Annotated in this window: 23 protein-coding genes, 1 tRNA gene and 1 riboswitch; of the genes, 9 read left to right on the top strand and 15 right to left on the bottom strand. The window is 65.5% G+C overall.

Annotated elements, in window-relative coordinates:
- Positions 1–40: 40 nt before the first annotated feature.
- Positions 41–601 carry a hypothetical protein gene (locus HMPREF9006_RS00490; protein WP_009211563.1) on the bottom strand — a complete coding sequence of 187 codons (561 nt, stop codon included), beginning with the start codon at positions 599–601 and terminating at the stop codon, positions 41–43.
- A gap of 220 nt (positions 602–821) precedes the next feature.
- On the opposite strand from HMPREF9006_RS00490, the gene HMPREF9006_RS00485 reads away from it, so the two are divergent.
- Positions 822–895 (top strand) — tRNA-Pro (locus HMPREF9006_RS00485).
- A 408-nt stretch (positions 896–1,303) separates the two neighbouring features.
- On the opposite strand, the gene HMPREF9006_RS00480 is transcribed toward HMPREF9006_RS00485, so the two are convergent.
- The 4 genes from HMPREF9006_RS00480 to HMPREF9006_RS00465 form a co-directional block, all read right to left on the bottom strand.
- Positions 1,304–1,816 (bottom strand): PH domain-containing protein, encoded by a 513-nt coding sequence (locus tag HMPREF9006_RS00480; RefSeq protein WP_009211562.1) that lies wholly within the window; start codon positions 1,814–1,816, stop codon positions 1,304–1,306.
- Between the two features lie 7 nt (positions 1,817–1,823).
- Positions 1,824–2,540, bottom strand: a complete 717-nt coding sequence (locus HMPREF9006_RS00475; protein WP_009211561.1) for a DNA-3-methyladenine glycosylase I — start codon at positions 2,538–2,540, stop codon at positions 1,824–1,826.
- Between the two features lie 142 nt (positions 2,541–2,682).
- Entirely contained in the window at positions 2,683–4,221 is a 1,539-nt protein-coding gene (gene der / locus HMPREF9006_RS00470) for a ribosome biogenesis GTPase Der (RefSeq protein WP_009211560.1), read from the bottom strand.
- A 77-nt stretch (positions 4,222–4,298) separates the two neighbouring features.
- Positions 4,299–5,879, bottom strand: coding sequence for a UDP-N-acetylmuramoyl-L-alanyl-D-glutamate--2,6-diaminopimelate ligase (locus HMPREF9006_RS00465; protein WP_034231829.1), 1,581 nt, complete (start codon positions 5,877–5,879; stop codon positions 4,299–4,301).
- Between the two features lie 72 nt (positions 5,880–5,951).
- Between HMPREF9006_RS00465 and pepN the strand changes: the two genes are divergently transcribed.
- The 7 genes from pepN to HMPREF9006_RS00430 all read left to right on the top strand — a co-directional run bounded on the left by pepN (position 5,952) and on the right by HMPREF9006_RS00430 (position 12,473).
- Complete coding sequence (pepN, locus tag HMPREF9006_RS00460; RefSeq protein WP_034230787.1) at positions 5,952–8,528, top strand: aminopeptidase N; 2,577 nt, start codon at positions 5,952–5,954, stop codon at positions 8,526–8,528.
- The gene (locus HMPREF9006_RS00455) at positions 8,525–9,376 is read left to right on the top strand and encodes a DUF881 domain-containing protein (protein WP_009211557.1); all 852 of its coding nucleotides are present in this window, start codon (positions 8,525–8,527) and stop codon (positions 9,374–9,376) included. Before pepN ends, HMPREF9006_RS00455 begins: the two co-directional genes overlap by 4 nt.
- Positions 9,373–9,705: a small basic family protein gene (locus HMPREF9006_RS00450; RefSeq protein WP_009211556.1), complete on the top strand. Its 333-nt coding sequence runs from the start codon at positions 9,373–9,375 to the stop codon at positions 9,703–9,705. Before HMPREF9006_RS00455 ends, HMPREF9006_RS00450 begins: the two co-directional genes overlap by 4 nt.
- 1 nt (position 9,706) lies before the next feature.
- Positions 9,707–10,501: a DUF881 domain-containing protein gene (locus HMPREF9006_RS00445; RefSeq protein WP_009211555.1), complete on the top strand. Its 795-nt coding sequence runs from the start codon at positions 9,707–9,709 to the stop codon at positions 10,499–10,501.
- Between the two features lie 102 nt (positions 10,502–10,603).
- Positions 10,604–11,038, top strand: a complete 435-nt coding sequence (locus HMPREF9006_RS00440; RefSeq protein ID WP_009211554.1) for an FHA domain-containing protein — start codon at positions 10,604–10,606, stop codon at positions 11,036–11,038.
- A gap of 1 nt (position 11,039) precedes the next feature.
- On the top strand, positions 11,040–11,807 hold the full coding sequence (ftsR, locus tag HMPREF9006_RS00435; RefSeq protein ID WP_009211553.1) for a transcriptional regulator FtsR: 768 nt from the start codon (positions 11,040–11,042) through the stop codon (positions 11,805–11,807).
- Positions 11,808–11,918: 111 nt separating this feature from the next.
- Positions 11,919–12,473 (top strand): MerR family transcriptional regulator, encoded by a 555-nt coding sequence (locus HMPREF9006_RS00430; RefSeq protein WP_009211552.1) that lies wholly within the window; start codon positions 11,919–11,921, stop codon positions 12,471–12,473.
- 87 nt (positions 12,474–12,560) lie between these two features.
- Here HMPREF9006_RS00430 and HMPREF9006_RS00425 read toward each other — a convergent pair whose 3' ends face one another.
- Complete coding sequence (locus tag HMPREF9006_RS00425) at positions 12,561–14,075, bottom strand: Hsp70 family protein (RefSeq protein ID WP_034230785.1); 1,515 nt, start codon at positions 14,073–14,075, stop codon at positions 12,561–12,563.
- A gap of 33 nt (positions 14,076–14,108) precedes the next feature.
- Positions 14,109–14,852, bottom strand: coding sequence for a phosphatase PAP2 family protein (locus tag HMPREF9006_RS00420; protein ID WP_009211550.1), 744 nt, complete (start codon positions 14,850–14,852; stop codon positions 14,109–14,111).
- A gap of 164 nt (positions 14,853–15,016) precedes the next feature.
- Between HMPREF9006_RS00420 and HMPREF9006_RS00415 the strand changes: the two genes are divergently transcribed.
- Positions 15,017–15,382 carry an RNA polymerase-binding protein RbpA gene (locus tag HMPREF9006_RS00415; protein WP_034230782.1) on the top strand — a complete coding sequence of 122 codons (366 nt, stop codon included), beginning with the start codon at positions 15,017–15,019 and terminating at the stop codon, positions 15,380–15,382.
- Here HMPREF9006_RS00415 and HMPREF9006_RS00410 read toward each other — a convergent pair.
- From HMPREF9006_RS00410 to rpe, 8 genes are all read right to left on the bottom strand, one after another.
- Entirely contained in the window at positions 15,379–16,167 is a 789-nt protein-coding gene (locus HMPREF9006_RS00410) for a polyprenol monophosphomannose synthase (RefSeq protein ID WP_009211548.1), read from the bottom strand. The genes HMPREF9006_RS00415 and HMPREF9006_RS00410 overlap by 4 nt on opposite strands.
- On the bottom strand, positions 16,160–17,806 hold the full coding sequence (lnt, locus tag HMPREF9006_RS00405; protein WP_034230779.1) for an apolipoprotein N-acyltransferase: 1,647 nt from the start codon (positions 17,804–17,806) through the stop codon (positions 16,160–16,162). The genes HMPREF9006_RS00410 and lnt overlap by 8 nt, the downstream gene beginning before the upstream one ends.
- A gap of 13 nt (positions 17,807–17,819) precedes the next feature.
- The gene (locus HMPREF9006_RS00400; RefSeq protein WP_009211546.1) at positions 17,820–20,585 is read right to left on the bottom strand and encodes a DEAD/DEAH box helicase; all 2,766 of its coding nucleotides are present in this window, start codon (positions 20,583–20,585) and stop codon (positions 17,820–17,822) included.
- Entirely contained in the window at positions 20,582–21,514 is a 933-nt protein-coding gene (locus HMPREF9006_RS00395) for a helix-turn-helix transcriptional regulator (RefSeq protein ID WP_009211545.1), read from the bottom strand. Before HMPREF9006_RS00395 ends, HMPREF9006_RS00400 begins: the two co-directional genes overlap by 4 nt.
- Positions 21,507–22,439 (bottom strand): helix-turn-helix transcriptional regulator, encoded by a 933-nt coding sequence (locus HMPREF9006_RS00390; RefSeq protein WP_009211544.1) that lies wholly within the window; start codon positions 22,437–22,439, stop codon positions 21,507–21,509. The genes HMPREF9006_RS00395 and HMPREF9006_RS00390 overlap by 8 nt, the downstream gene beginning before the upstream one ends.
- Positions 22,440–22,487: 48 nt before the next feature.
- Positions 22,488–23,555, bottom strand: a complete 1,068-nt coding sequence (locus HMPREF9006_RS00385; RefSeq protein WP_009211543.1) for an ABC transporter substrate-binding protein — start codon at positions 23,553–23,555, stop codon at positions 22,488–22,490.
- Positions 23,552–24,325 carry an ABC transporter permease gene (locus tag HMPREF9006_RS00380; RefSeq protein ID WP_009211542.1) on the bottom strand — a complete coding sequence of 258 codons (774 nt, stop codon included), beginning with the start codon at positions 24,323–24,325 and terminating at the stop codon, positions 23,552–23,554. Before HMPREF9006_RS00380 ends, HMPREF9006_RS00385 begins: the two co-directional genes overlap by 4 nt.
- A 56-nt stretch (positions 24,326–24,381) precedes the next feature.
- Positions 24,382–24,511, bottom strand: a riboswitch (FMN riboswitch).
- A 113-nt stretch (positions 24,512–24,624) separates the two neighbouring features.
- Complete coding sequence (gene rpe, locus HMPREF9006_RS00375) at positions 24,625–25,287, bottom strand: ribulose-phosphate 3-epimerase (protein WP_009211541.1); 663 nt, start codon at positions 25,285–25,287, stop codon at positions 24,625–24,627.
- Positions 25,288–25,293 lie beyond the last annotated feature (6 nt).

Genomic DNA, 25,293 nt, shown 5'->3' with positions numbered 1-25,293 from the left:
ACAGTGGGTCCCACGCTGGGACAGGGCTGTCGACTGAGACTTAGCCGGAATACGAGGGACCGGAGGCGGGGTCGGGGGGCACCTGGCCGCCGTAGCCGGTACCGGGCGTGTAGCCCTGAGGGCCGCCGTATCCGGCGTATCCCTGGGGCGAGAAAGGCGTGGTCGGCGGGACCTGCTGATACTGGGGCGAGTAGCCTCCCACCCCCGTGACGCCGTACTGGGGGCCGGCGGGGCCGTTGTAGTTCGGGGTATTGATCGATCGGTCGCGCAAGGTCTTGTACGTCCGGTACCGAATGAACAGGAGGACGCCGAAGACGATGACGGCGACGATGACGGCGAAGATAACTGCGCCGGTGCTGGCGGGGCCGTTGTTTCGGCTTCGTATCCTGAAGCGGCGCCTGGCCGAGCTGATCGCGGAGTTCGCGGCGGCAGTGGTCGTGGGTGCCGCGAGTGCGTGCCCCGCTGACACGTCGGCGAGGGAGGCGGCGACAAGCGGCGAGGAGGGGAGGGGAGTTGCCTGCGAGGCGGCAGGCAATGCGACGATGGCCGCTGCGCCGATCGCGAGCGCGGCAGCGAGTTTTGTGAGCCTGATGCGGGTCATGGGAGGCAACTCCAAGAAAGATGGCACGGTGATCGAAACAATTGCCAGTCTAGTCCTCTCCCGGTGGCCACGGTAGTCTCGTGACTCACGATATGTTGCGGGCACAGCGCCGCCGACGTGAATGCTATCCAGCCTGTGATGGGGCGCACGCTTGTCGGCTTGCTTGTGCGCTGGATCGTGCGCTATAGTTCTACAGGTCGCTTCGGCGACGAACTGAATACGGGCTGTGGCGCAGCTTGGTAGCGCACTTGACTGGGGGTCAAGGGGTCGTGGGTTCAAATCCCGCCAGCCCGACTAAGAGGCCGTGGGGATTGCTTTCCCACGGTTTTTTCATGCCCGTTTCAGTACATGCCGAGCGGGACCTTTGTCCTTGTTGAGTGCGTGTGAATGGCGTTTGTAATCGAAACGTGATTCACGACCGGGTGCGTCTATTGTCCCTGGTAAATGGCCGCGCATCCTGCTTCTTTCGAGCATTCTCCGAGGTCGCAAGCCTCTCGACCGAATGCGATTCCCGTGCTTTTCCGCTGCGCTCATAGAGTAAACTGTTTCACAGGTCGAAGTCGTCAACGGGGATGATTTCGACCTGCTCACTTCTCCCACCTCGCCCACGCTGACCCATGACCCCCAGACGCGAGAGGCGGCCTCGTCCCAGATCGGAACGAGGCCGGGAAAGGACCGGGCGCAGCCGCGGCGGGGGTGCTGTCAGCTGCGAGGGTCCGCGTCGATGGCGCCCTGGACGTCGTGAAATAGCAGGTTGGAAATCTCTACCTGAACCATCTCCACCTTCGGCACGTCGTGCAGGAGCAATGGATCGTTTGCGGACGTCTGTAAGGCGAGCGTTCCGCAACCAAAGATGCGGTCGTCGACGTCCTTCTCGATCTGGATGTCCGAGATCCGCGTCAGGGGAAGATCGTGTCCCGTCCGCCTAAGGACTCCCGAACGGGTGATGACCCGCTTCGTGGTGACGGTATAGGTCGTCATCCACCACCGGACCCACGGAGCGATGAAGAGCGGGACCGACAAAGCAATAACGGCCAACCAGATGGTCGGGAGTGCCCAGTAACGTGCCTCCGCCGGGACATAGAAAGAGCCGACCGCAGCCGCGATCAGGAGGATGACCTCGACAATGATCGCGGGAAGCAGAGTCTTGATGTGCGTGTGCATGTGTCGGACGACGACCTCGTCCTGACTCAGGAGTTTCTTCGAGATGGCCATGACACCATCATGCCAGAGATGTCGTGACAGTGACACGCCGCGCCGGCCCGGCTGGGGCAGCCCCGGGGCGCGCCGACGGCCGCCGGTAGGTCCCGACAATGTCGGCGTTCACGATCCCGATTGCGCTCATGAGAGCAAACATGGTCGTCGGTCCGACGAAGCGGAAACCGCGGCGCTTCAGCGCGGCTGCGAGGGCCTGCGACTCTGGCGAGCGGGTCGGAACCTCCGCGGAGCACGTCGGCTGGGGATCAACGAGCGGGCGGAACATCCAGACCAGCTGGCCCAGATGGGAGGGACTCTCACACGCCTCTGCGTGCTGAGAGCCGACGCTTCTCATGGCGAGCGTGGCCCGCGCGTTGGCGATGGCCGCCTCGATCTTCCTGCGGTTACGGATGATCCCGGCATTCGACATCAGAGCCGCGACATCCTCGTCGCCAAATGCGGCAACGCGCTCGGGGCAAAAGCCTTCGAATGCATCGCGAAACGCGGGTCGCTTGGCAAGCACCGTGCGCCAGGCAAGGCCGGACTGAAACCCCTCAAGCACGAGGCGCTCGAAGACCCCGGCCTCGTCGTGAACGGGCATGCCCCACTCGCAGTCGTAGTACTCGCGCAGCAGGGGGTCGCGCGAAGCCCACGTCGGGCGAACAAGACCGTCGTCGCAGCGCGTCAGCCCCTCGGCCAGTTTGCCAGGAGGGGTGGCGCAAGAGTCCAATGAAGCGCTCATGCGTCGATTCTGCCGGAACGAACCGCAGCTGTCACCCCTGCCGCGTCGCGGTGTGGATGTCGACCCGCGGCATGACGGCCCTGTGGATAGCCAAGCCCCGCGCTAGCGGGCGCAACGTGACAGGAGAGGCCTGGGCGACATCCTACTTGCGACGCCTCTCGCGGACGCGAACGGAGATTTGGATGGGAGTCCCTGCAAAACCGAAGGTCTCACGCAAGCGCCGTTCGATGAAACGGCGATAACCCGGATCGAGGAAACCGGTCGTGAAGAGAACGAAACGAGGGGGCTTGCTGGAGGCTTGCGTGCCGAAGAGAATGCGCGGTTGCTTACCTCCGCGCAACGGGTGCGGGTGCGCGGCGACCAATTGACCGAGGAAAGCGTTGAGTTGGCCCGTTGGAATGCGGGTCTCCCAGCCCTCGAGCGCGGTGTCGAGTGCTCGCACGATACGGTTCGTGTGCCACCCGGTCTTCGCGGCAAGGTTGATGCGGGGCGCCCACTGCACCTGCACGAGCTCGCGCTCAAGCTCGCTCTTAATCTCCTTCTGGCGATCCTCATCAACGAGGTCCCACTTGTTGGTGACCACGACGAGGGCGCGGCCCGCGTCGATGACCTGCTGGATGACGCGCACGTCCTGCTCGGTCAGCGGCGCCGCGCCGTCGATGAGGACGAGCGCCACCTCGGCCTTCTCGATGGCCGCCTGGGTACGGATCGACGCGTAGTAGTCGGCGCCCGTTGTGCGGTGCATCTTGCGTCGAATTCCCGCCGTGTCAACAAACCACCACTGCCGGGAGTCAAGCTCGACCAGCTCGTCGACAGGATCGCGTGTCGTTCCGGCGAGCTCGTTCACGACGACCCGGTGCCCACCGGCTAGGGCGTTGAGGAGTGAGGACTTGCCGACGTTGGGTCGCCCGACGAGAGCGACGCGCCGCGGGCCGCCGACGGGCAGCGCCGAGGCGACCGACGACTCGGTGGGAAGGGTCTCCATGACGACGTCGAGCAGGTCGCCGGTGCCACGACCGTGAAGCGCAGAAATTGGGTGCGGTTCACCGAGTCCCAGGCTCCACAGGTAGGCGGCATCGGCCTCCTGGAGAGCCGAATCGACCTTGTTCGCCGCCAGAATGATCGGCTTGTCCTTGGAACGTAGCATCTCGACGATGCGTTCGTCGGAGGCGGTCACCCCGACGGTCGCATCGAGAACGAGGACCACCGCGTCCGCCAGGTCAACCGCGATCTCGGCCTGTTCGGCCACCGAGCGATCCAGGCCCTTGACGTCGATCTCCCACCCGCCGGTGTCCACGAGGGTGAAGTTACGTCCGGCCCACTCGGCGGGGTACGAAACACGGTCGCGGGTGACGCCGGGCGTGTCCTGAACGACGGCCTCGCGTCTGCCCAGGATGCGGTTCACGAGGGTCGACTTACCCACGTTCGGTCGCCCGACGACCGCGAGCACCGGCAGGCCGGCCGCGACGTCGTTGTTCGATGTAGCCGAGATGGAACCTGACAGCAGCGCGAGGTCGTCCTCGTCCAGCTCAAACTGGTCAAGGTTGGCGCGCATGAGGCGCGCGCGAGAGCGCGAGTCGGCGTCCTGCGCATCGGCGAGGACAGCCGAGGCGGTTCCGTCCTCGGTCCCCGCCTCAAGATCGCGGAAGGGGGAGTCACACTGGTCATCGAAGTCATTCACCCGACCAGTCTACGGGCTATCGAGCCGCCTGGGCCCACCGTGGGAGCGTGCGGCGCAGCACCCGCGCGGGAGGCGTGTTACTCGTGCGCACGAAGATCCCCGGCGAGGACCTCGGCGGCGACGGGCACATCGTTGTAGCGGTGATGGATCCCTTGGATCTCCTGATACCACTCCGCGCCCTTGCCCGTGATGATGACCGTATCGGCCGCGCGCGCATCCAGAATCGCCTGTCGTACCGCGTCGCGTCGGCATGTCGTGACCTCGTGGACGTCGTGCATGTCGGGACGCGCCGAGGCGATGCCCCGGAGGAGGTAGTCGCGAATCGACTGCGGATCTTCGCTCCGGGGATTCTCGTCGGTCACCCACAGGACGTCGGCCTCGCGCGCGGCAATCGCTGCGAGTTCCTCGCGCTTGCTCGCGTCGCGGTCTCCGTCGGTGCCAAAGACGATGACAACCCGACCGGCGGTGAGCTCCCGGGTCGAGCGTAGCGTCCACTCCAGCGCCTCGGGCGTGTGGGCGTAGTCGACGATCACGAGGGGTTGGGCTCCCGGGGTGGGGTTGACCTTCTCCATTCGTCCGGGAATCTGAGGGGCATTCTCCACGGACGAGATGGCGTCCTCCAGGCTCACCCCCAGGCTCACCGCGCTCACGATCGCCACAGCGGTGTTTTGGACGTTGACGTCACCCAGGATCGGCATCGCCACCCGGTGGGGCGAGCCGTCGGGGCTAACGAGGGTAAAGACCGTGCGCCCGATCGACTTGTCAGGCGTGACGTTGCGAACCTGCCAATCGGCGGCCTCGTGGGTCAAAGCAGACACGGTTGTGACGGGAACCGTCGCATGGTCGGCCAGGCGACGCCCCCACTCGTCGTCCACGCACACGACGCCGCGCCGGGAGTGCTCGGGCGTGAAAAGCAAGGCCTTGGCGGCGAAGTAGGTCTCCATATCGCCGTAGTAGTCCAGGTGGTCGTGCTGGAGGTTGGTGAAGGCGGCGACGTCGAAGACAATCCCGTCGACGCGATTGAGAGACAGCGCATGGGCGGAGAGCTCGATCACCGCGGCACCGCAGTGGTATTGGTCCGTTGCCGCCAGGAAACGGGCGACCACGGGTGCCTCGGCCGTCGTGCGCACAGCCTCAAAAGAGACGGGGCCGACGCTGGTTTCCACGGTTCCGCACAGGGACGCGTGGGGGAAACGGGAAGCGAGGGCGGCTCGCATGAGGTAGGAGGTGGTGGTCTTCCCGTTGGTTCCCGTCACGGCCATCGTGGTCACGCGCGTGGCGGGGGAGGAGTAGATGTTGCGACACAGGAGGGGGACGACGGCGCGAGGATTGGAGACCTGTACGACGGGAACGCCGAGGCGGCGCTCGAACGCCTCGCGGCGGCCAACCTCGTCCGTGAGGATCAGGCATGCCCCGGCCTCGATCGCGGCGTGGGCAAAACGCACCCCGTGCTGAGCGAGGCCCGGAATGGCCACGAAGATCCACCCCGGCTCGCAATCGTTGGACGAAACGGTCACGCCGGAGACGGCGGGGGCACAAGCGTCGAGCGACGCGGGGGCGGAATCGGCCCCGTAGAAGCCATCGACCGAGATTCCCTCCAGGGCGCGTGGGAGCGGAATCGGATCGACGGTGGGGCGAATGTCAGTCACGGAAGTCATGACCCCACTGTAGTTCGTCGTGCCCGCGTCGCGCGCCACACGCTTGGCCGCTGACACAGTAGGATGAGAGTCATGCAGATCCTGACACGCAACGAAGCGAACCACCGCGCTGCCCACCTAAACGTTTCGGCCATCGACGTCATCGTCGATCTTCGAGCTGCAGCGAACACTCAGGTAAGCACCTATCCCGTGACCTCACGGCTGACGATGAGCTCGCTGGAGGAACGCACCTTCATCGACATCGTCGGCCAGGTCACGGATGTGCTCGTTAACGGGACATCGCACGACTTCGAGGACGATGAGGATCGCGTGTGGGTGGGTGACCTCCCCGTGGGAGAGCCCTTCACGCTCGAGGTTCGCGCTCTGGCGAGCTTCTCCCGTAGCGGCGAAGGACTGCACCGCTACGTTGACCCCGAGGACGGCGAGGTCTACCTCTACACCCAGTTTGAACCCAACGACGCCCACCGGGCGTGGCCGTGCATCGACCAGCCCGACGTCAAGCCCGAATGGACCTTCCACGTGATCGCACCCCGGGAGTGGGTGGTCTCCTCCAACGGCGTGGAGGTCTCTTGCGAGCCGATTCAGGGGGAAGCGCTGCGCCACGACTTCAGCGCCACGCGACCCCTCTCGAGCTACATTACGGCGATCGTCGCCGGCCCCTGGGCCATCATTGACGGCGGGACCTGGAGCGGTGGCGCGAGCGACGGAGGACATGCGCAGCTCGCCCTGCGGCTGCTGTGTCGGCGCACGCTCGCACGCTACCTCGACTCCGACGACGTTTTCGAGGTGACGCGGGCAGGCCTGGACTTTTTCCACGAGCGCTACGGCGTTACCTTCCCGTGGGGCTCCTACGACCAGGTCTACGTGCCCGAGTACAACCTGGGGGCAATGGAAAATCCCGGGTGCATCACCTTCAACGAGAGCTACATTTCGCGCTCGACACCCACGTTCACGGAACGGCAACGCCGCGCCAACACGACGCTCCACGAGATGTGCCACATGTGGTTCGGTGACCTGGCGACCCCCGCCTGGTGGGACGACCTGTGGCTCAAAGAGTCATTCGCGGAGAATCAGGGCGCCAGCGCCATCGCAACGGCGACGCGCTACGCGGGTGAGTGGGCCAACTTCGCCATGAACCGCAAGATCTGGGCCTACGCACAGGATCAGATGCCGACAACGCACCCCATCGCGGCGGACATCCCCGATGTCGCCGCAGCGAAGACGAACTTCGACGGTATCACCTACGCCAAGGGTGCGGCAGTGCTCAAGCAGCTCGTCGCCTGGGTCGGTGAGGATGCCTTCTACGAAGGAACGCGTCGCTACTTCGCCGCACACCAGTTTGGCGCGACGCGCCTCGGTGACCTCTTCCAGGCGCTGGAGGAGGCCTCGGGGCAGAAGCTGGAATCGTGGAAGGAAACGTGGCTCGAAACCTCCGGGCCGTCGACCCTCTATGCGACGTGGAGCATCGACGCGGTCGGTGCCATGAGTGAATTCACTCTGCACCAGGGAACCGATTCCTGCGCCGGGGTGCTGCGCCCGCACCGCGTGAACGTCTCAACGTGGCGGGTGGCCGGGGGAGCGCTGGAGCGTACCCACGTCTTCGATGTCCGCATCGAGGCAGAGAGTGCGCCGATCGACCCCGATGGCGTGCTGGCCGTGCCCGGCGGCGTGGCTTTAGCCGATCTCGTCGTCATCAACGATGACGATCTGACCTATGCCATCTCTCGTCTCGATGAGCACTCCACCGACGTCGCCCTCGCCTACATCGCCACAATCGACAGTGCGCTCACACGCGCCGTCGTGTGGGCTTCGCTGTGGAATGCGGTGCGGGATGCAGAACTCGATCCGCGTCGTTTCATCACGGCAGCTTTGGGCGCCGTGGGCGCGGAACGCGAGCCCGCCATTCGCGACCGCCTGCTTCTCTTCGTCTCCGAAGCACTCTCCTCCTTCCTTCCGGGAAGCGCTCGTGCATCCGTGCACGACGAGGTGGCGGCAACCTTGATGCGCCTGTCGACAGAAAGCGAGGAACGGGACGCCCGGCGCAGCTACACGCGCGCCTTCATCGCCGAGTTCAGCGCCAGGGGAGGGGCGCAGTATGAGGCCTTCATCGCTGACCTGGCGCACTCGGGAGACCCCGATCTCGCCTGGCGAGCTCGCCGTGCACTGGCGGCCAGGGGACTGACCGACGAGGCGCGGATCGAACAGTGGCGAGCCGAGGACGGGTCGGGGGAAGCCGTACGCATGAGCGTCGAGGCGCGTGCCTCGCTGCCCTCGCACGAGGCTCGCAAGCGGGCGTGGGACGCCGTCTTTTCCGATTCGCTGTCCAACGACTTCCTGAGCGCGACACTGTCCGGCCTCCAGGCCTCCTCGTGGGAGGGTGAGTCCGGGACCGAACGTGCGGTTGAGGGCATGCGCGCCTATTGGGAGTCACACACCATCGGGATGGCATTGCGCTACGCCAATGGCGTTCTCGCCCTCGGGCTCGACGTCAGCCGGGAGGGCAGCGTGGAAGGCACCGTCGGCCTCCTGCGCTCCTGGCTCGATGCCAACGAGGACGCCCCTGCTCAGCTGCGCCGAATCGCCATCGAGCACCTTGACGCCTTCGAACGCAACGTACGCGCGCAGCGCCGCTGGGAGCGGGATCAGTGAGGCAGAGCGGTCCGGTGTTAGGCGAGCCGGGCGAGGCGGTTGACGCCCGCCCCGGCTCTGCGGACCCCGCCGCGTCCATGTCGTTGCTAACCTCTCTGCTGGCAAACCCCCTGGACGCCGGTTACGAGCACTACCGTGGTGGGCTCGGCTCACGCCGGGTCAGAGCCGCCGGAAAGGCCGGTGTTCTCCTCGTCGCGATCGCGCTCGGCTTCGGCTCGGTCGTCGCGATATCCTCCCTGCGCCACCCGGCCGGTGACGTCAAGGCGGACCTGAGGACGCAGGCCTCATCCCGCTCTCGGGAGGTCGCAGACCTCCGCGATGAGGTGCAGTCGCTGGGCAGCCAGATCGAGCGCTTCACTCACGCCGGTTCCGCGCAGGACGGTGATGGCGTTCAGGACATGTCCCTGGCCGCGTCGCCCGTCTCGGGACCCGGTATCGTCGTGACCCTGTCAGACCGCAGCGGCCCGGGGAAGGGCAGCGGAGCGGTGCGCGATCAGGACCTCGCGATGGTCGTGAACGCCATGTGGTCGGCGGGAGCGGATGCGGTTTCCGTCAACGGCCAACGGATAGGTCCCGACACCTTCGTACGCAAGGCCGGGTCTGCGATTCTCGTCAACGTCACGCCCGTGTCATCCCCCTACGAGGTCGCCGCCATCGGTGACGCCAACGCGCTGTCCATCGCGCTCGTGCGCGGAGCGACCGGCGACTACCTGTCTGCCGCCCAGTCGGTCACAGGAATGACCGTCTCGACGAAGAGCGTCGATACCCTGTCCATGGCAGGACTCTCCCCGGCCATTGCCCAGTATGCAACCCCACTGTCCACGCACAGCGAAGGAGACCCACAGTGATTGCGGTCATCGGCTTGATCATCGGTATTGCCCTCGGGGTGCTCCTGGACCCGACGGTTCCAGCGTGGTTGACTCCCTTCCTGCCGGTCGCCGTGGTTGCCGGCCTCGACGCCCTCTTCGGGGCGGGGCGCGCGTGGCTGGAAGGGCGCTTTGCCGACCGTGTCTTCGTCACCTCCTTCTTTTGGAATGTCGTGGTCGCCTGCCTCCTGGTGTTCCTGGGAACCCAACTCGGGGTCGGATCGGCCATGACGACCGCCGTTGTCGTTGTGTTGGGCATCCGGATCTTCTCCAACACCGCGTCCATTCGCCGTCTGCTTTTGAAGGCCTGATATGAGCACCGAGATCGAACAAGAGAATGGGACGGGCACCGATGAAACTCCCGCGCGGGTGAGTCAGCCGGGGCGCGAGGGGCGGGGCGGGCGCCTGTGGGCGCAAGCCAGGGGAGCCTTCTTCGCGCTGCCGCGCGGCCTGCACGCCGTCATGCTCATCATCTTTATGGTTCTCGGCTTCGCCCTGGTCACGCAGGTTCGTTCCCAGCGATCCGACCCCCTTGAGGGGCTGTCCGAGCAGGACCTCGTCACCGTGCTGGATGAACTGGGGACGCAGGAACAGAACCTGCGTACGCGGCGCGGGGAACTCGCGAGCGAACTGGAGGAGCTGCAGGGTGCGGCCGACGAGGCGGACGCTCGGGAGCAGGCCGCCCGCAAGGCGGCCCAGCAGGCACAGATCGCGGCCGGTACGATCGCCGTCCACGGGCCCGGAGTGTCGCTGAGCATCGTCGATCCCGGCGCCAACCTGACCCCCACGCAGTTCGTCATGACGCTCGGAGAGCTGCGTAACGCCGGAGCGGAGGCAATAGAACTCAACGGCGTCCGTCTCTCCACGCGCTCTGCGTTCACCGGGCAAGCCGGGGGAATCATCGTCGATGGCACACCCATCGCGTCGCCGTACACGTGGAACGTGATCGGGGAGTCACAGACGATTGCGACGGCGCTCGAGATCCAGGCGGGTTCGGCGGCCCAGATGAGGGCGAAGGGGGCACTCGTCTCGATCACGCCGAGCGCTGACATCGAGATCACGTCGCTCGCGACGCCACGACCGCCCCAGTACGCAACCTACGGGTAAACGAGCGCCGTATCATGGTCGGAATGTCACCGTGCCCGCGCCTGGCCGATGGTGAACGTTTACACTTATCACAGTCCCCGAAATCACCGTTTGGAGCGCACAATGTCTGACAACCAACCGTTTGACCCCACTGCAACCTCCATCTTTGGCTTGACGCCTGTGGCGGAGGATGTCGACGAGGCCCCCGTTGCGCTGTCCGCTCGCGATCGGGAGGCGGTGGAAGCCCTGCCCGCAGGGTCGGCCTTGCTCATCGTCCAGCGCGGTCCCAACACCGGCGCGCGTTTCCTCCTCGATCCCGACGTGACCAATGCCGGGCGCTCGCCCAAGGCGGACATCTTCCTCGACGACGTGACCGTCTCGCGCAAGCACTGCCAGTTCATCGCCTCCAACGGCGGGCACATCGTGCGTGACTCTGGCTCCCTCAACGGCACCTATGTCAACCGCGAGCGTGTCGACTCGATCGAGTTGCACGCGGGCGATGAGGTTCAGATCGGCAAGTATCGCCTGACGTACCAGCCGTCCACCAAGCGGGCGTAGCGTGGCTGAGGCTCTCGCGCGCGGGCGTCGGCGCGTCTTTGGAGCGGAGGCGACGTCGTGGCCACGCGACGTTGACCACTCGCCCGAGCTGTCCATTGGCCGCGTCGTTGATGCGCTCAAAGAGGAGTTTCCGGCAATCTCCCTGTCCAAGATTCGCTACCTGGAAAGCGAGGGACTGGTATCGCCGGCGCGTACGGGATCCGGTTATCGCAAGTACTCCGCAGCAGACGTCGAGAGGCTCCGGTACGTCCTTGCCGAACAGCGCGATTCCTTTACGCCGCTGAGCGTGATTCGCACCCAATTGGACGCGCTCGACGCAGGCCACACCCCCGCGCGCAGGCGCGTGGCGCAGGTCGTTTCCTCCGAGGGGCAGACCGTGTCTCTGGGGGGACGCCGAGCAATTCCCGCCGCTGATCTGTCGGACCTGACCGGCGTCGACATGGACACCCTGGAACGCTATAGCCGCCTCGGACTGATCACCCCTGACCTGGCCGGATACTTTCCGTCGACGTGCATTCAGGTGGTGGCCACGATCGCGCGGCTCGAGTGTGCGGGGGTCGACGTTCGGGTCCTGAGGTCCGTGCGTCAGGGCGCGGAGCGCAGCGCCGACATCATCGACCAGGCGGTATCGTCCCAGCGTGGACGAGGCCGAGGCGCCGATCGTGAACGCGCCCGCGCGCGGGCGATGGAGCTGGGCGACCTATTCGCCGAGCTGCATCGGGACATGTTGACGGTGGCGATGTCTGCTCTGACCGATGAGGGGGCTTAGTCTCATGTTCAACGTGAAGGTTAGACTCGCCGGGCCAATCGTTGACCGCCGTGCACCGGTGCTCTACCGTAGTCCTGTCCTCATCACGAACCAGCCACAAGGAGCCCACCAGTGAGTGCACAAGCGAACGCTGCCGCGCCCCGGCAAGGCATGCTTTTTGGCGACCCACTCGAGGGCCTGGACACGGATGAGATGGGCTACCGGGGACCCGTGGCATGCAATGCGGCGGGCATCACCTATCGGCAGCTGGACTACTGGGCCAGGACGGGTCTCCTGCAGCCCTCCATTCGGGCTGCTCGCGGCTCGGGCTCGCAGCGCCTCTATTCCTTCCGAGACATCCTGGTCCTGAAGGTCGTCAAGAAGCTCCTGGACGCGGGCGTCTCACTCCAGCAGGTCCGGGTTGCGGTGGCGTCCCTGCAGAACAGGGGAGTGGATGATCTCGCCTCCATCACCCTCATGAGTGACGGTGCATCGGTCTACGAATGCACGTCGACCGATGAGGTCATTGACCTTCTTCAGGGGGGACAGGGGGTCTTCGGCATCGCGGTTGGTCGCGTGTGGCGTGAGGTCGAAGGATCCCTCGCGGAGCTTCCGCTTGAGCGCTCGGAGCCTGCTCTCGTCGATGAGCTTGCGCAGCGACGACGCTCCAAGCTTTCGGCGTCCTAAGCACCAGATGAGAAGAGGCCGTGGGAACGGCAGGACGGCTCCTGCTTTCCCACGGCCCTTCTTGTCGCTCGGGTGGCGAACCCGTCCCTAGCGGCGCCCGAGGGGGCAACTCACCGTGAAGCCATCCTCGACATCGGCGATCTCAACCGTCACCATGCCGTTCTCGTCGACGATGTAGGACTCCTCGATGAGGGGGCCCTCCTCGGTGCGAACCACCGGCATTGCCGCCAGATCGATGTCGGTACCACGCAGGCTGGGATCGAAGGGGAAGATGACCTCGCCATAGGGCTGGAGGTCCCCCCGCGGCACCCCGGCCTCGTCGAAGGACGAGTACTCCACGAAGCGGAAGTAACCGATGTTGTGGGCGGCGCGGTAACGACGCTTGATCGTGAGGGTTTCGCCGGGAGCCAGCTCCGTGTTGGGCTCGAGGAGGGTGTCGAAGGAAATGAAGCTGCCGGCCTCACGCTCGCGGAAGACTCCGACGCCGCGCGAGAGCTGCTCGCGCACCGTGTATGCGGCGTCCGGATCGGCCCCGATCGCCAAGCCGATGGCCGTCGAAGCGGCGGTGTGGGGTGAACGGTGAACGCGCCGACCGAAACGCGACCGCAGCGCGCGGGCGACGAGGGGCAGCTGAGAACCGCCACCGACGACATACAGACCGGCGATGTCGCCGCCGAGCTTCGACTCCCCGGCCTCGTCGCGCACCAGCAGCGGCTCCATGGCGCTCATCGTGGCCTCGACGAGGGGAGTGCACGCGTCGTAAAAGTCTGCCACCGTGATCGTCACGGGCACGGAATCGACGGCTACCGTGATGAACTTTGTCGACGGGGACAGGTTTTCCTTGGCCGCGCGAGAGTCTTCCAGGAGGCGCTCCCACGACGCGTCACCGAGGCGACCGGAGTCCGTGCCTGCGGCCGAAGCGAGAAGCGTGGCAAGTACCGTGTCGAAGTCGTCGCCCCCGACCATGTTCAGGCCGCGCGACCCCATGACCTCGTGAAGCGTTCCCGTGGCCGAGACGACGGACGCATCGAAGGTTCCGCCGCCAAGATCGTAGACCAGGATCGCCGTGCGCTTGGAGTTCAGCGTCCCGGCGTGACGATGCGTGTACTCAAAACCTGCTGCCGATGGCTCATTCACCATCGCCAGCACATCCCAACCGGCGCGGCGGAAGGCCTCCAGCGTCAGAAAACGCTGGGCGGACCACGCGTGCGCCGGGACGCCGACGAGCGCCTCAAGGGGCTCCGATTCCGGCACGGTCGCGACGGAGGAGTTCGTGCGGAGCTGATGCGCGGCATACGTGAGGAAGCCCGTGAGCGCATCGATGATCGGAATCGAGTGGTTCCCCAGGCGTAGGGTCGATGTGTCGGTCACCGACTGGTCGGAGAGCAGTCGCTTGAAAGACCGCAGGTGAGGAGCTCCGTCGCGGGCGGCGTCTTGCGCGTCAAAGCCGTACACCAGACGATCGCCGTCAAGAGCAAGCACGGAAGGAATGAAGTCCACGGTGTCGTCTTGGTTATTCACAAAGGAAACGACCGGATAGTTCCCCCGATCGACGAAAGCGATCGCTGTGGTCGTGGTGCCAAAATCAACTCCGAATCTCATGGTTCCCACCCTAGCGCGCATTCGCGCCCGCACCTAGGACGTCTTGCGGAACGTTCTCACCTTGCTCGGTAAGGTACGGAAGATGCGGGTGACAAAGAGCCAGGCGAGGAGAAAGTAGACGAAGGCGGCCGCTGCGTCGACGACGTAGTGGTTGCCGGTCGCGATGATTGTCACAACGGTCAGGATGGGATGAATGGAGAGCAACACGCGTGCCCACCACGAGCGCCACACGTAGGTGCCGAGCATGAAGGCCACCCACAGCGCCCAGCCGGTGTGCATCGAGGGCATCGCGCCGTAGGGGTTAGCAAGTGTTCCAAAGAGCTGGGAGTAGGAGGAGGTGTGATGGGCGACGGCGTCAACGACGCCGAAGTCGTCGACGAGGCGCGGGGGAGCCAGCGGATAGGTCCAGTAGGTCACAAGCGCGCCAAGCGTCATGACGACGAGGGTCCACCGTGCCCGGCTGTAGTAGGCGGGTGCCTTGATCCACAGAATAAGCAGCGCCGCGCCAGTCATGAGAAAGAACGTTGCGGCGTACTGGATGGAGGCCAGCTGGGCGAGGCCCGGGTGCGTGGACAGCCATCGGTTGACGCCGGGTTCCATAAAGAGGCCGGCGCGGGCCTCGAAGCGGGCGATGTCGTGGGCGTGCGCGAGCGCGGCGTGCTTCGTGACGGGTGCGAGGTAGGACAGGAGTGAGTAGGACAAGCATGCGAGCGACAGCATGACAACCTCGCGGATCGGGTGAGGCCTGCGTGGGGAGTGGGTGTCGTCGTTCGTCATGGGAGCAACTGTAGCCGCGGGAAGGAGGGCGCGTCAGCACATGTCGACACGCTAAAACGGACATAATGTGCATTATCGGATCGTGGGTGCGTGTGGGCGGCGCGGCTCGGCTTGACGCGTCCGATACAATGGACCCGTTTCTTCACTACGTTCAGGAGGCAGTTATGGCAGACCGCGCACTGCGTGGCATGCAGATCGGCGCCAAGTCCCTCGAATCTGAGGACGGCGTCGTCTTCGCCGATCGTTTCGTCGTTCGTTACCTGTGCCCGAACGGACACGAGTTCGAGGTGACTCTCTCCAGCGAGGCCACGCCTCCGGCGACCTGGGAATGCAAGTGCGGTCAGGCGGCCGATCTGATCGGCGAAACCGAGGACGACGAGGAATACAAGCCGGTCAAGCCCCAACGCACCCACTGGGACATGCTCCTTGAGCGTCGCTCCATCGAGGAGCTGGAGGTCGTTCTTGGCGAGCAGTTGACCAGCTACCGCGAGGGTCGACTGCGTCCCGAGGGCCACTATCGCAAGGGCTAGCGGCGCGCACCGAGCGCCGAGCGCGCGGCCTGAGCCAAGCGGCTCAGGCCGCCTTTTGTCACCATGGCGAGCTCCTCGACAAAGATCGACGAATCAAGCTTGGATTCGCCGGCTATGCGCTCGTCAAACGTGATCGGAACCTCCCGGATCACTGCGCCCAGGGAGCGCTCACGTTCGGTCATCTCGACCTGGAAGCCGAAGCCCGTCGTGCTCACGCGCTCCAAGACACCGTGAGCGGCCAGGAAGGCACAGCGGTGCACGCGTAGCCCCGCGGTCGCGTCACGGACGGGAGTACCCAGGCACAGTCGGACATAATAGTTGCCCGCCTTCGACAGGGCCACGCGCTTGGCGGACCAGCCGTTGACCTTTCCTCCGCGGACCCATCTCGATCCGATAACCAGATCGGGCCGGTCGGGTCCGCCCATCCGGGCAAGCAGCTTCGGCAGGTCCGAGGGACGGTGGGAACCATCGGCATCCATCTGCAGGAGGAACGAGAACCCTGCCTCGATCCCCCAGCCCATTCCATCCACGTACGCGGTTGCCAAGCCTGACTTAGCAGGGCGATGGAGAACGTGTAGGCGTTCCTCCCCCGCCCGGCGTTGGTCCACCCACTCCCCCGTCCCATCCGGAGACGAATCGTCGACGATCAAGACGTGCGCGGCGGGCACATGCTCCCAGATTTGCTCCAACACGCTCGGCAGCGTCGACATTTCGTTGTAGGTGGGAATCACGATCAGCGTGGCGTCGCCAACCGGCGAAGGAGCAAGACACACGGCACTAGTCATGAGTCACATTTTGCCCGCTTGAAGCACTGTGTGCACGCGCTGGGTGGCGCCGCCGCTGGGAGTGAAGCCTCCACGCTCCGGCGAGGCCCACGAGGCCGATCGCTGCGGCGGCGGCCATGACTGCCATGGGGAGGCGATCCCCCGCGCGCGCCGTCAGCGTCATCGAGGAGCGGAGCGGAACGTCCGCGATGAGCGTCGCCGACTGCTCTGTGCCGGTGGCGGACAGCACCGTCCCATCGGGGCGAATGACGTAGGAATGACCCGTTGTCGACGCCTGAATGGCGCTGCGCGAGTACTCCATTGCACGCATGCGCAGGAGCTGCCCCTGCTGGGCGGACTCCCCCGAGGAACGGAAATGGTAGTTGTTCGACGGGGTGACGATCATCTGGCCGCCGAGCGTGACCCCCTGGCCGATGACCGTGGGATAGGCGGCTTCGAAACAAATGCCCACCGCGAGTGGGACCGCTTTACCGTCGCGCGCCGTGACCGTCATCAGGGGAGGCTCACTACCGGCCTCCATGTCCCTGCTCGACTGAGCGACCTCCGTGGCAAAGGAGGAAATGAACTCGCGGAAAGGAATGAACTCGCCGAACGGCACGGGCACGTGTTTGGAGTAGCGAGCATTCTCATCAACCCCAACACCGGGCTCCCACACCGCGAGCCAGTTCTTCACTCGGTCGCGCTCGTTGAGGTTTGTGTAACCCATCAGAATCGGTGCCCCAACCGCCTCGGACGCCTCGTTGACGCGCTCGGCCACCCCGGGAAACGCCAGCGGATCACGGTCAACGGAGCCTTCGCCCCACAGCGCCAGGTCGATCGGATGGGAACTCACCTGTCGCTCGCGCGCCAACTGCATCGTCGCACGGGCGTTGTTGCCCGTCACCTCTCCCTCGCGCCTGTAGGCTTGCGCGCCCGGGAGCGCGATGCCGCCCTGCACGACGCCGACACGCAAGAAGCCTTCCTGCGCCTGATTGGGCAGCGCGATGACAGCGGGCGTCACGTAGCACGCGAGCGCGACGGCGGCCAGAAGCGGACGCGAGAACCAGCGCTCGTCCCGAGTAGCGGCGTCGCGGTGGGTGAACATCCTGCGCACAAGAACCGCGATGAAAACGACGCCGCATGCCACGACCGGGGTGCCGCCGTAGGGAGCGAGGTGTCCCAACGGAGAATCCACCTGGGGTAGGGCTACCGAGCCCCACGGGAAACCCGACCACGGCCAGCGAGATCGCGCGACCTCGACCCCCGACCACGACAGCGCGTAAACGGTTGCCTGCGCGAGCGGTCCGCGGGCCCACGGCCACGCCTGCACCCACCTGACGGGGATGACCCACGCGAGGAGGAACAGTGTTTGAACAAGAGCCAATGCAAACCACGGTGGACGAGACCCAACGGAGAGAGGAATCCAGTCGAGCAGCGGGAGCCACATGCTCATCCCGAAGGCCACCGTCACCGCCGCGGCTCTGGGGGCCCGAGCCTGGTCGACCCGCGAGAAGTACAGTGCGAGCGCCGGGATCGAGAGCCACCACCAGCCCACCGGCGGAAAGGACGCGTACAGTGCCACTCCCGCCACAGCGGCGACCAGAGCATCCGCGCACGCGTGGGCCAGGGACGCTCGCTGTAGGATTTCCCGATGACTCACTGACGCCTCCCGGTTAGATAGTGGACCACGCGACGATACCGCGGCCGATGCGTTCCTTGGCCCCCTCCGCTCGGCGAGCCAGATTCGAGGAGTCGGACGCTGAAGCGATCTGCCCCAAGCAGTCCATGACCTGACGCATCCACCTGACGAAATCGCCCGGCTGAATCGGCGCGCCCTCGATTGCCGTGGCGAGCGTGGACCCGTGCGCCCACGCCAGCGTTGCCGCCATGAGCGCCCCGTCTAGTCCCGGTGTCGGATCACAGCCGTAGCGTTTCTCGGCGCGATGCACCCTCTCCAGCGTGCCCATGCACTCCTCCCACGCGGTGCGCAGGCGAGTGCCCACGCCCGAGGGAGCGAGTTCCTGGGCATCGTCCTCGCTGCGCGAATCGTAGACGAGCGCCGAGACCATCGAGGCAAGCTCACACTCGTCCAGGCCATCCCACGCCCCTTCGTCGAGCGACATGGCGATCACCAGGTCGCGTTCACCGAAGATTCGGCGCAAGCGTTGGCCCGCGTCTGTTACCTCGTCTCCGGCCAAAAAGCCGAGACGTTCGAGGACCGCGCAGACGCGGTCGAACTGGGCGGCCACGGAACCCGTCTGGGAATCGATGGATGAACGGAGACGATTGATCTCGCGCTCCAGACGTGCCCACTGGGCGCCCGCTCGAGCGTGCTCCTCGCGGTGCGGGCAGCGGTGAACCGGATGCTGACGCATCGCAACGCGCAGTGCTGAGATCGGATCAAAGGCCTGCGTAGACTCTGCGGGGACCACGTAAATTCCTTTGGCCGCGCCGGAGCGCAGCTCCCCGGCGATGCGCGTGCGCTCCTTCGTGCGCCGTAGCGCAGAACCACCGGGAATGGACATGTGTCCAACGACAGCAATTGCACCGCGCACGTCCTCGGGGGCCAGCGCCCTCCACGTGGCGTCCTCCCCGATCACTGAGACCTCAACCCTGCCCGAGGCGCTGGTGGCTTTCGCCCCAACGACGCACAGGCGTGTCTTGCGGCCACGAGTCAGTGCCAGGACGTCGCCCGGGCGCACGCCGGACAAAATACGACGCGATTCATCTCGTGCCTCGCGCTTGCGCGCTCGCGCACCAGACTTCTCCGTCTGACCCAACTGGTCGCGCAGCGTCAGGTACTCGCGGACATCTCCGTGCGAACACGACAGGTCCTCGGCCGTCGCGTCGCGCTGCGCCTCCAGCTCGGTCAGGCGCGACGCGAGTGCGACGACAGCGGAATCGGCCTGATACTGCGCAAAAGAGGACTCCAGCACCTTGCGAGTCTGGGCGCGCGTCGAGCGCGCGAGCAGGTTGACGACCATGTTGTACGTCGGAGTGAACGCCGAAATCAACGGGTACGTGCGCTTCGACGCGAGGGCGGCGACCTCTTCGGGTGCCACTCCCCCGCGATGCGAGACGACCGCGTGCCCTTCGGTGTCGATACCGCGGCGCCCCGCGCGTCCCGAGAGCTGCGTGTACTCGCCGGCGGACAGAGAGACGTGCGCCGAGCCGTTCCACTTCGTCAATGATTCAATGACGACCGTGCGCGCGGGCATATTGATACCGAGCGCGAGTGTTTCGGTCGCGTACACCATCTTGACGAGGCCACGCGAGAACAGGTGTTCGACGCTCTCCTTCATGAGGGGCAGCATGCCAGCGTGGTGCGCGGCGATGCCGCGCATGAGGCCGCGTTTCCACGCCTCGGCGCCAAGGATGATGGCATCCTCGGGGGGAAGAAGCGCGATCACCTCATCCACGTAGCTCTCGATTTCGGCGGCCTCCGAGCGGGTCGTCAGCGTGATGCGCGTGGAGAGGATCTGGCGTACCGCATCCTCGCATCCTGCCCGCGAGAAGATGAACGTGATGGCGGGTAGCAGGCGCCCGCGATCGAGAGAAATCAGTGTCGAGGGACGCGATTCACGCCGCACTCGGACCTCGCGGTTCCACGAGCGCGAGCCGCGCCCGCCGCGCATTCCAAAGTCCCGCGTCGCGGCCACGAGCTCGGGATTGAGCTTTCCCTTTCCGGTCGGCGCGTACAGGTCAAAAATGTCCTCGCCGACAATCATGTGCTGGTAGAGCGGGACCGGGCGCTTTTCGGAAACGATGATCTCGCAGGTGGAACGAACTTCCCGGATCCACGCGCCGAATTCCTCGGCGTTCGACACCGTGGCCGACAGCGCGATGATCGCGACGTGTGCGGGCAGGTGAATGATCACTTCCTCCCACACAGGGCCGCGCATCTTATCCGCCAGGTAGTGGACCTCGTCGAGAATGACGACGCCCAGATCGCGCAGGGGTGCGCCCGCATAGATCATGTTGCGCGCCACCTCCGTCGTCATGACGACGACGGGAGCACCCGAGTTGACGGACGTGTCGCCCGTAGCCAGGCCGACGTTGGCGGCCCCAAAAAGATCGCACAACTCGAGGTACTTCTGATTGGACAGAGCCTTGATCGGGGTCGTGTAGAAAGCGCGCATCCCCTGCTCAAGGGCGACGTAAGCGCCAAACTGGCCGACGATCGTCTTTCCGGCACCTGTGGGTGCGGCAACGAGGACGGAGCTGCCAGCCTCGACGGCGTCGAGTGCCTGGATCTGGAACGGGTCCGGACTGAAGCTCAGCGTGGAGACCCAGCGTGCGCGCAGCGACGAGGCAGCCTGCGCTTCGGCCTTGTACGCGGCGTAGCGCTGGGCGGCACTGCCCTCCCCCACGCCGGTCGGCTCCGGGGTGGCCGCGCGGTCGCGTCCGTGGCCGCGGTGCCTGCGTCTTGGTGGGCTCACGGCGACTCCTCCTGCATCCAGACGGACAACATGTGCTGCGCGCGCTTAGCCGCGTCGCCGCGCCTATCGGGGTCAACGCCGCGCAGGTGAGACGCGATGTCGGTGAGCAGGCTCAGGCCCCACTCCTCGTTCCACACGGGCAGGGTGATGCGGGCTCCCCCCTCCGCCAACTCCTCAACGATCGACCCCGCGTACTCGTCGGCGATCCATCTCGCCTCCCGGTCCACCTCCAGCGTCCAGGTCGTGGCATCCTGGCGCACGCGGCGTGGACGGTGAGTGCGCGGTCCCCTCACGCGAAGATTACTGATCGAGGAGACGGAAAAACGACGCGGCGCGTCGGCGCGCGTACACCACCCGTGTAGGAGCCAGCCCGTCGCAGTGGCCTCAAGCGACCAGGGATCGACGACGCGATGGGACGAGGTGCGCGCGGAGACGTAATCAAACTCCACGCGCTGGCCTTGCGTCAGCGCCTCACGCAGCTCGTCGACGGTGGCCGAAGCAGGCGGCTGCAGGGCCAAATCGACTCCCCCGTCCCCGGGCAGGGTATCGAGGCCTCCCAGCGCACAGACGACGAGCGCCGCGTGGGGGACACGGTCGGCAAGATCGGAGCCAAGAAGCGGCGCAAGCGCCGACAGGCCGATGAGGAGAGCCTGCGCTTCGGCCTCGGAGAAGCGAAGCGGCGCCGACGCTCCCATCGTTGAGCGCAGAGACACCCGTTCCTCCTCCTCGTACAAACCCCAATCGATCTCGAAGGACGCCCCGGGCATGGAGTCGCCGACCGACGCCAAGTAGTCAATATCGCGGCGAACCTGGCGCCGGGTGCGGTGAAAGTGAGTGGCCAGCTCGTCGACGCTCACCCCGGGGTGCTCACCGATCCACGCGACCATCGACGCGAGACGAACCACGGCCAGCTGTACGGCTTCAGGCATGGCGCCCTCCCCACGTCGCGGCCGTGGCCAGGCGCTCCAGAATTGCCTCGCGCAGCGGTGGCGGGGAAACGACGATGACGTCGCCGGCGAGGGGCAACAGACGCGCAATCCACGTGCCAAGCTCGGCGTCCTCCAGGCACAGAGCATCCCATCCCCGCCGAGGAGCGGGTCCCCCATCGCGGCCCGCACCCGCTTCGTAGCCCAGAAGAACCATGCGCGCGTTCGACTCAGCGCGCACGTGGACACGGGGCGCGACCAAGGTCGACACGCGCGGGGGTACTGCCCCGGCGGGTGCCACCGACGCATCCCCGGGCTGGCCGATGAAGCCAACCGGCGAACTCACGCGCGACAGGCGAAACGTGCGCTCGGCTTCCCGATCAAGATCCCACCCCCACAGGTACAGGGCGCGGCCCTGTACCGTGAGCGCCCACGGATCGACCGAACGCTCCGTGAGACCAGCCGACCCCGGATACGTGAAGGTAACGACGAGCCTTTCGCGGATGCCCCGCGCGAACTGGGTGGCAGGGATCAGGCCTGACAGGCCGAGGCGAATGAGGGGCGCGGTCGCGTCGTCGCGCGTGCCCGCAGCAGTCTTGGCGTCAATCGAGTCAGCGAGGATCTCGCCGCCCTCCCACACGTGAGCCGCCAGGGAGATCAGCGCGCGGTCAGCGCTCGTGATCTCGATGGAGGGTGCGAAGGAGTCTCGCTCGATGCTGTAACGCTCTCCCGACCCAATCGACAGGTGAGCTCCTGCCTCGCGCAGCGCATCCTTGTCGCGCTGGAACTGGGTCTCAAAGGCGTCCAAGCCCAAGGAGCGATATCCCGGAAGGGAGCGAAGCTGGGCCTTGGTGCGGCCCGGCTTCGCTCCCAGAAGCTCGATGAAGAGCTCCAGGACGCGCACGTTAGCGTTGGGGGCGGTACTCACCCGTTCACCCTACGTCTCGCGAGCGCACCTTGGGGGTGCGGCGCACCGTCAGGACCGAGACGAGGAGTCGGCGTTGGCGTCGGCAACAACGTAGTCGTTTGTGACAACAGACGATGGATCCACCCTCCCCTGGAGTTCGCCGAGGGATTCGAGGAACGAGATCATGCGCGCCCACGTCGCCTCGTCCTGCGTCCCCGTCGCATGCCCGCTCTCGCCGATCCAGAGGGGCACGGTGGCCGTCAGCACGGCGCGGGCGGACGTAAGCGTCGCCTCGTCCGTGAGCGAGGTATCCCACGGCTTTGTCGCATCAATGGCGATCTGTGGATCGGCTGCAATAGCGTTCATTGCCTGGGTTGTCGCCGAAACGACGGCGCGTGCCTGCTCGGGATGCTCCTGCGCCCACTTGTGCGTCGTGATGATCGACGCGCTCACGAGCGGCGTCGACGAGGGGTCCAAGGAGATCTCGCGGATATCGAGACCAGCCAGGCGCATCTGCACCGAATCGTTGTTCGTAAAGCCGACGACTGCATCCACCTGCCCCGAAGCGAGAGCGGCCTGCTGCGTGTAGCCGATCGGAGAGATCGTTACCTCCGACTCAGCCAGTCCAGCTTCCTGCAGGGCTGCGCGTGTCGCGTAGTAGTTCGCACCGTGCTCACCGGGAATGCCCACCGTCTTGCCTGCGAGGTCGCCGAGAGTGTTGATCGGAGAATCTGCCGGCACGATAACCGTCCCCGGGTAGGACGCGTAGTATTGCCCGATCGAAACGATATCGAGTCCCTGCGAGGCGGCCACGGCGGCCTCGTCGCCCGACGCGATCACGACGTCCTCCTCACCGGCGAGAAGAGCCGTAAAGAACCCCTCGTGAGAACCATGGTGACGAATTGTCGTGCTGATACCAGCATCGTTGTATGTCCCCTGCGCATCGGCCACGTACACGGGAGCAAACTGAATGTTGGGAATGTAGGTCAGGCCGATTGTGACGTCTGAGTTGTCCGCCGATCCGGACTGACCGGTGCGATCGGGTGCCGCGCAGGCGCCGAGGGCAAGCGACGCGCAGGCACCGACAACTGCGGCGCGAACGATGGTGGATAGCTTCTTCAAAAGATTCTCCTTCACTGCGTGATCTCGTAGCGCTTCGACCGCTCGATCCTGTACACGATGGTGTACAACAGGGTCGCCATCGTACACAGGATGATGATGACGACGAACATGCCGGCCGTGTCCACGTTGTTTCTCATCTGAGTGAGTACCTGCCCGAGCCCGGAGCCTCCCATGACCATCTCCCCCACGACGGCACCCGTGACAGACAGAGCGAAACCGTTGCGCAAGCCGCCCAGGATTGCTGGTGCCGCCAGCGGAAGCTCCATGTGCCAGGCCATGGTCCATCCCGTTGCCCCGTCGAGGGCTGCCGCTTCAAGCAGTTCACGATCGATATGACGCAGGCCAACGACCGTGGAAACGAGAATCGGGAAGAACACCATCAGGGCACACAGCACGACAATCGCGGTGAATCCGTAGCCGACCCACAGGACGAGAATGGGCGCAATAGCGATGGCGGGCAATGCCTGGGTTGCCCCGAGGAACGGCTCGACCGCGGCGGCCAACAGACGCGAACGGTAGATCACGTACGCTGACGGCAGGGCGACGGCCGACCCGAGAAGACAACCGGCAACCGCTTCGGCCCCGGTGACCTGCACCCTGTGCCAGGTCGTCGGGAGCACCAAAATGACGGAGCCCTTGGAGATGACGGACATGGGGTGTGGCAGGCGCCAGGCCTCGATGCCGGTGAGCGTCGTGGACAGCCACCATCCAGCCGCCAACACGGCGAGAAAGAGGATCGGGGCCACGACGGTCAGCGCGCCGCCAGGCTTGTTCCGAGATGCCACGACTAACTTTCCGACACCGGGGGTACGCGCAGCACAGCAGGCGCACGGATGCGCCTCATGCACTCCTCCCATCCGGACTTTCACCGTCGGTGCCGGAATTTCACCGGCTCAGCCACCCCCGTTCTGTGAGGGCAGGTCGCGGACTATCACCGCCGGTTCGGACTTTCACCGACCCCGGAGTACTCGCCTGCTATTGTGCCATTGACGGGCGCGTCGTGCGCGGTATTTCCGCTATGAAAGAAAGCGGGTGGTCAACAAACGACGCGTCGTTCTTTCGAACACCAGCACGCATGCGGCGCTCAGTGCGTGTGGGCGTTGGCCAGCTCGCGCAGCACCTCGACCTCCCGATGAGCATCGTCGGCTCGAAAGACGGCGGAACCGGCGACGAAATTGTCCGCACCCGCAGCCGCCGCGCGCTCGATTGTGGTCCGAGAGATACCGCCGTCGACCTGGATGGACACCTCCAACCCGGCCGCGTTGATCGCACGCCGCGTGCGCTCGATCTTCGGGATCATCTGCTCGATGAAGGACTGACCGCCAAACCCGGGTTCGACAGTCATGATGAGGATCATGTCGAACTCGTTGAGGATGTCGACGAAGGGCGCGATATCGGTGGCGGGCTTGAGGGCAAGGCCCGCACGTGCTCCGAGGCGGTGAAGCTCGCGAGCCAGCCGTAGCGGCGCTGCCGCCGCCTCCGCGTGGAAGGTGACGGAGTGACACCCGACTTCGGCGTAGCCGGGAGCCCACCGATCCGGGTCTTCGATCATCAGGTGCGCGTCAACGGGAAGGATACCGGACTTGACCACGGCCTCGGCCACCGGGAGCCCCCACGAGAGGTTGGGCACGAAGTGATTGTCCATGACGTCGACGTGAGCGACGTCGGCTCCGGCGATCTTGTTCAGTTCGCCGCGCAGGTCAGCGATGTCACAGTTGAGAATCGAAGGGCTAATTGTGGCGTTCATAACGCC

The sequence above is a fragment of the Actinomyces sp. oral taxon 180 str. F0310 genome (assembly GCF_000185285.1).
Classification (GTDB): Bacteria; Actinomycetota; Actinomycetes; order Actinomycetales; family Actinomycetaceae; genus Pauljensenia.
The sequence above is the reverse complement of the archived record's forward strand: the minus strand, read 5'-3'. Positions and strand labels throughout refer to the sequence as shown.

Bases quoted from the DNA above. Each gene is read 5' to 3' on its own strand.
- HMPREF9006_RS00490 (WP_009211563.1), bottom strand. From the start codon at position 601: ATGACCCGCATCAGGCTCACAAAACTCGCTGCCGCGCTCGCGATCGGC.
- HMPREF9006_RS00480 (WP_009211562.1), bottom strand. From the start codon at position 1,816: ATGGCCATCTCGAAGAAACTCCTGAGTCAGGACGAGGTCGTCGTCCGA.
- HMPREF9006_RS00475 (WP_009211561.1), bottom strand. From the start codon at position 2,540: ATGAGCGCTTCATTGGACTCTTGCGCCACCCCTCCTGGCAAACTGGCC.
- HMPREF9006_RS00465 (WP_034231829.1), bottom strand. From the start codon at position 5,879: ATGACTTCCGTGACTGACATTCGCCCCACCGTCGATCCGATTCCGCTC.
- pepN (WP_034230787.1), top strand. From the start codon at position 5,952: ATGCAGATCCTGACACGCAACGAAGCGAACCACCGCGCTGCCCACCTA.
- HMPREF9006_RS00445 (WP_009211555.1), top strand. From the start codon at position 9,707: ATGAGCACCGAGATCGAACAAGAGAATGGGACGGGCACCGATGAAACT.
- HMPREF9006_RS00440 (WP_009211554.1), top strand. From the start codon at position 10,604: ATGTCTGACAACCAACCGTTTGACCCCACTGCAACCTCCATCTTTGGC.
- HMPREF9006_RS00425 (WP_034230785.1), bottom strand. From the start codon at position 14,075: ATGAGATTCGGAGTTGATTTTGGCACCACGACCACAGCGATCGCTTTC.
- HMPREF9006_RS00420 (WP_009211550.1), bottom strand. From the start codon at position 14,852: ATGACGAACGACGACACCCACTCCCCACGCAGGCCTCACCCGATCCGC.
- HMPREF9006_RS00415 (WP_034230782.1), top strand. From the start codon at position 15,017: ATGGCAGACCGCGCACTGCGTGGCATGCAGATCGGCGCCAAGTCCCTC.
- HMPREF9006_RS00410 (WP_009211548.1), bottom strand. From the start codon at position 16,167: ATGACTAGTGCCGTGTGTCTTGCTCCTTCGCCGGTTGGCGACGCCACG.
- HMPREF9006_RS00395 (WP_009211545.1), bottom strand. From the start codon at position 21,514: ATGCCTGAAGCCGTACAGCTGGCCGTGGTTCGTCTCGCGTCGATGGTC.
- rpe (WP_009211541.1), bottom strand. From the start codon at position 25,287: ATGAACGCCACAATTAGCCCTTCGATTCTCAACTGTGACATCGCTGAC.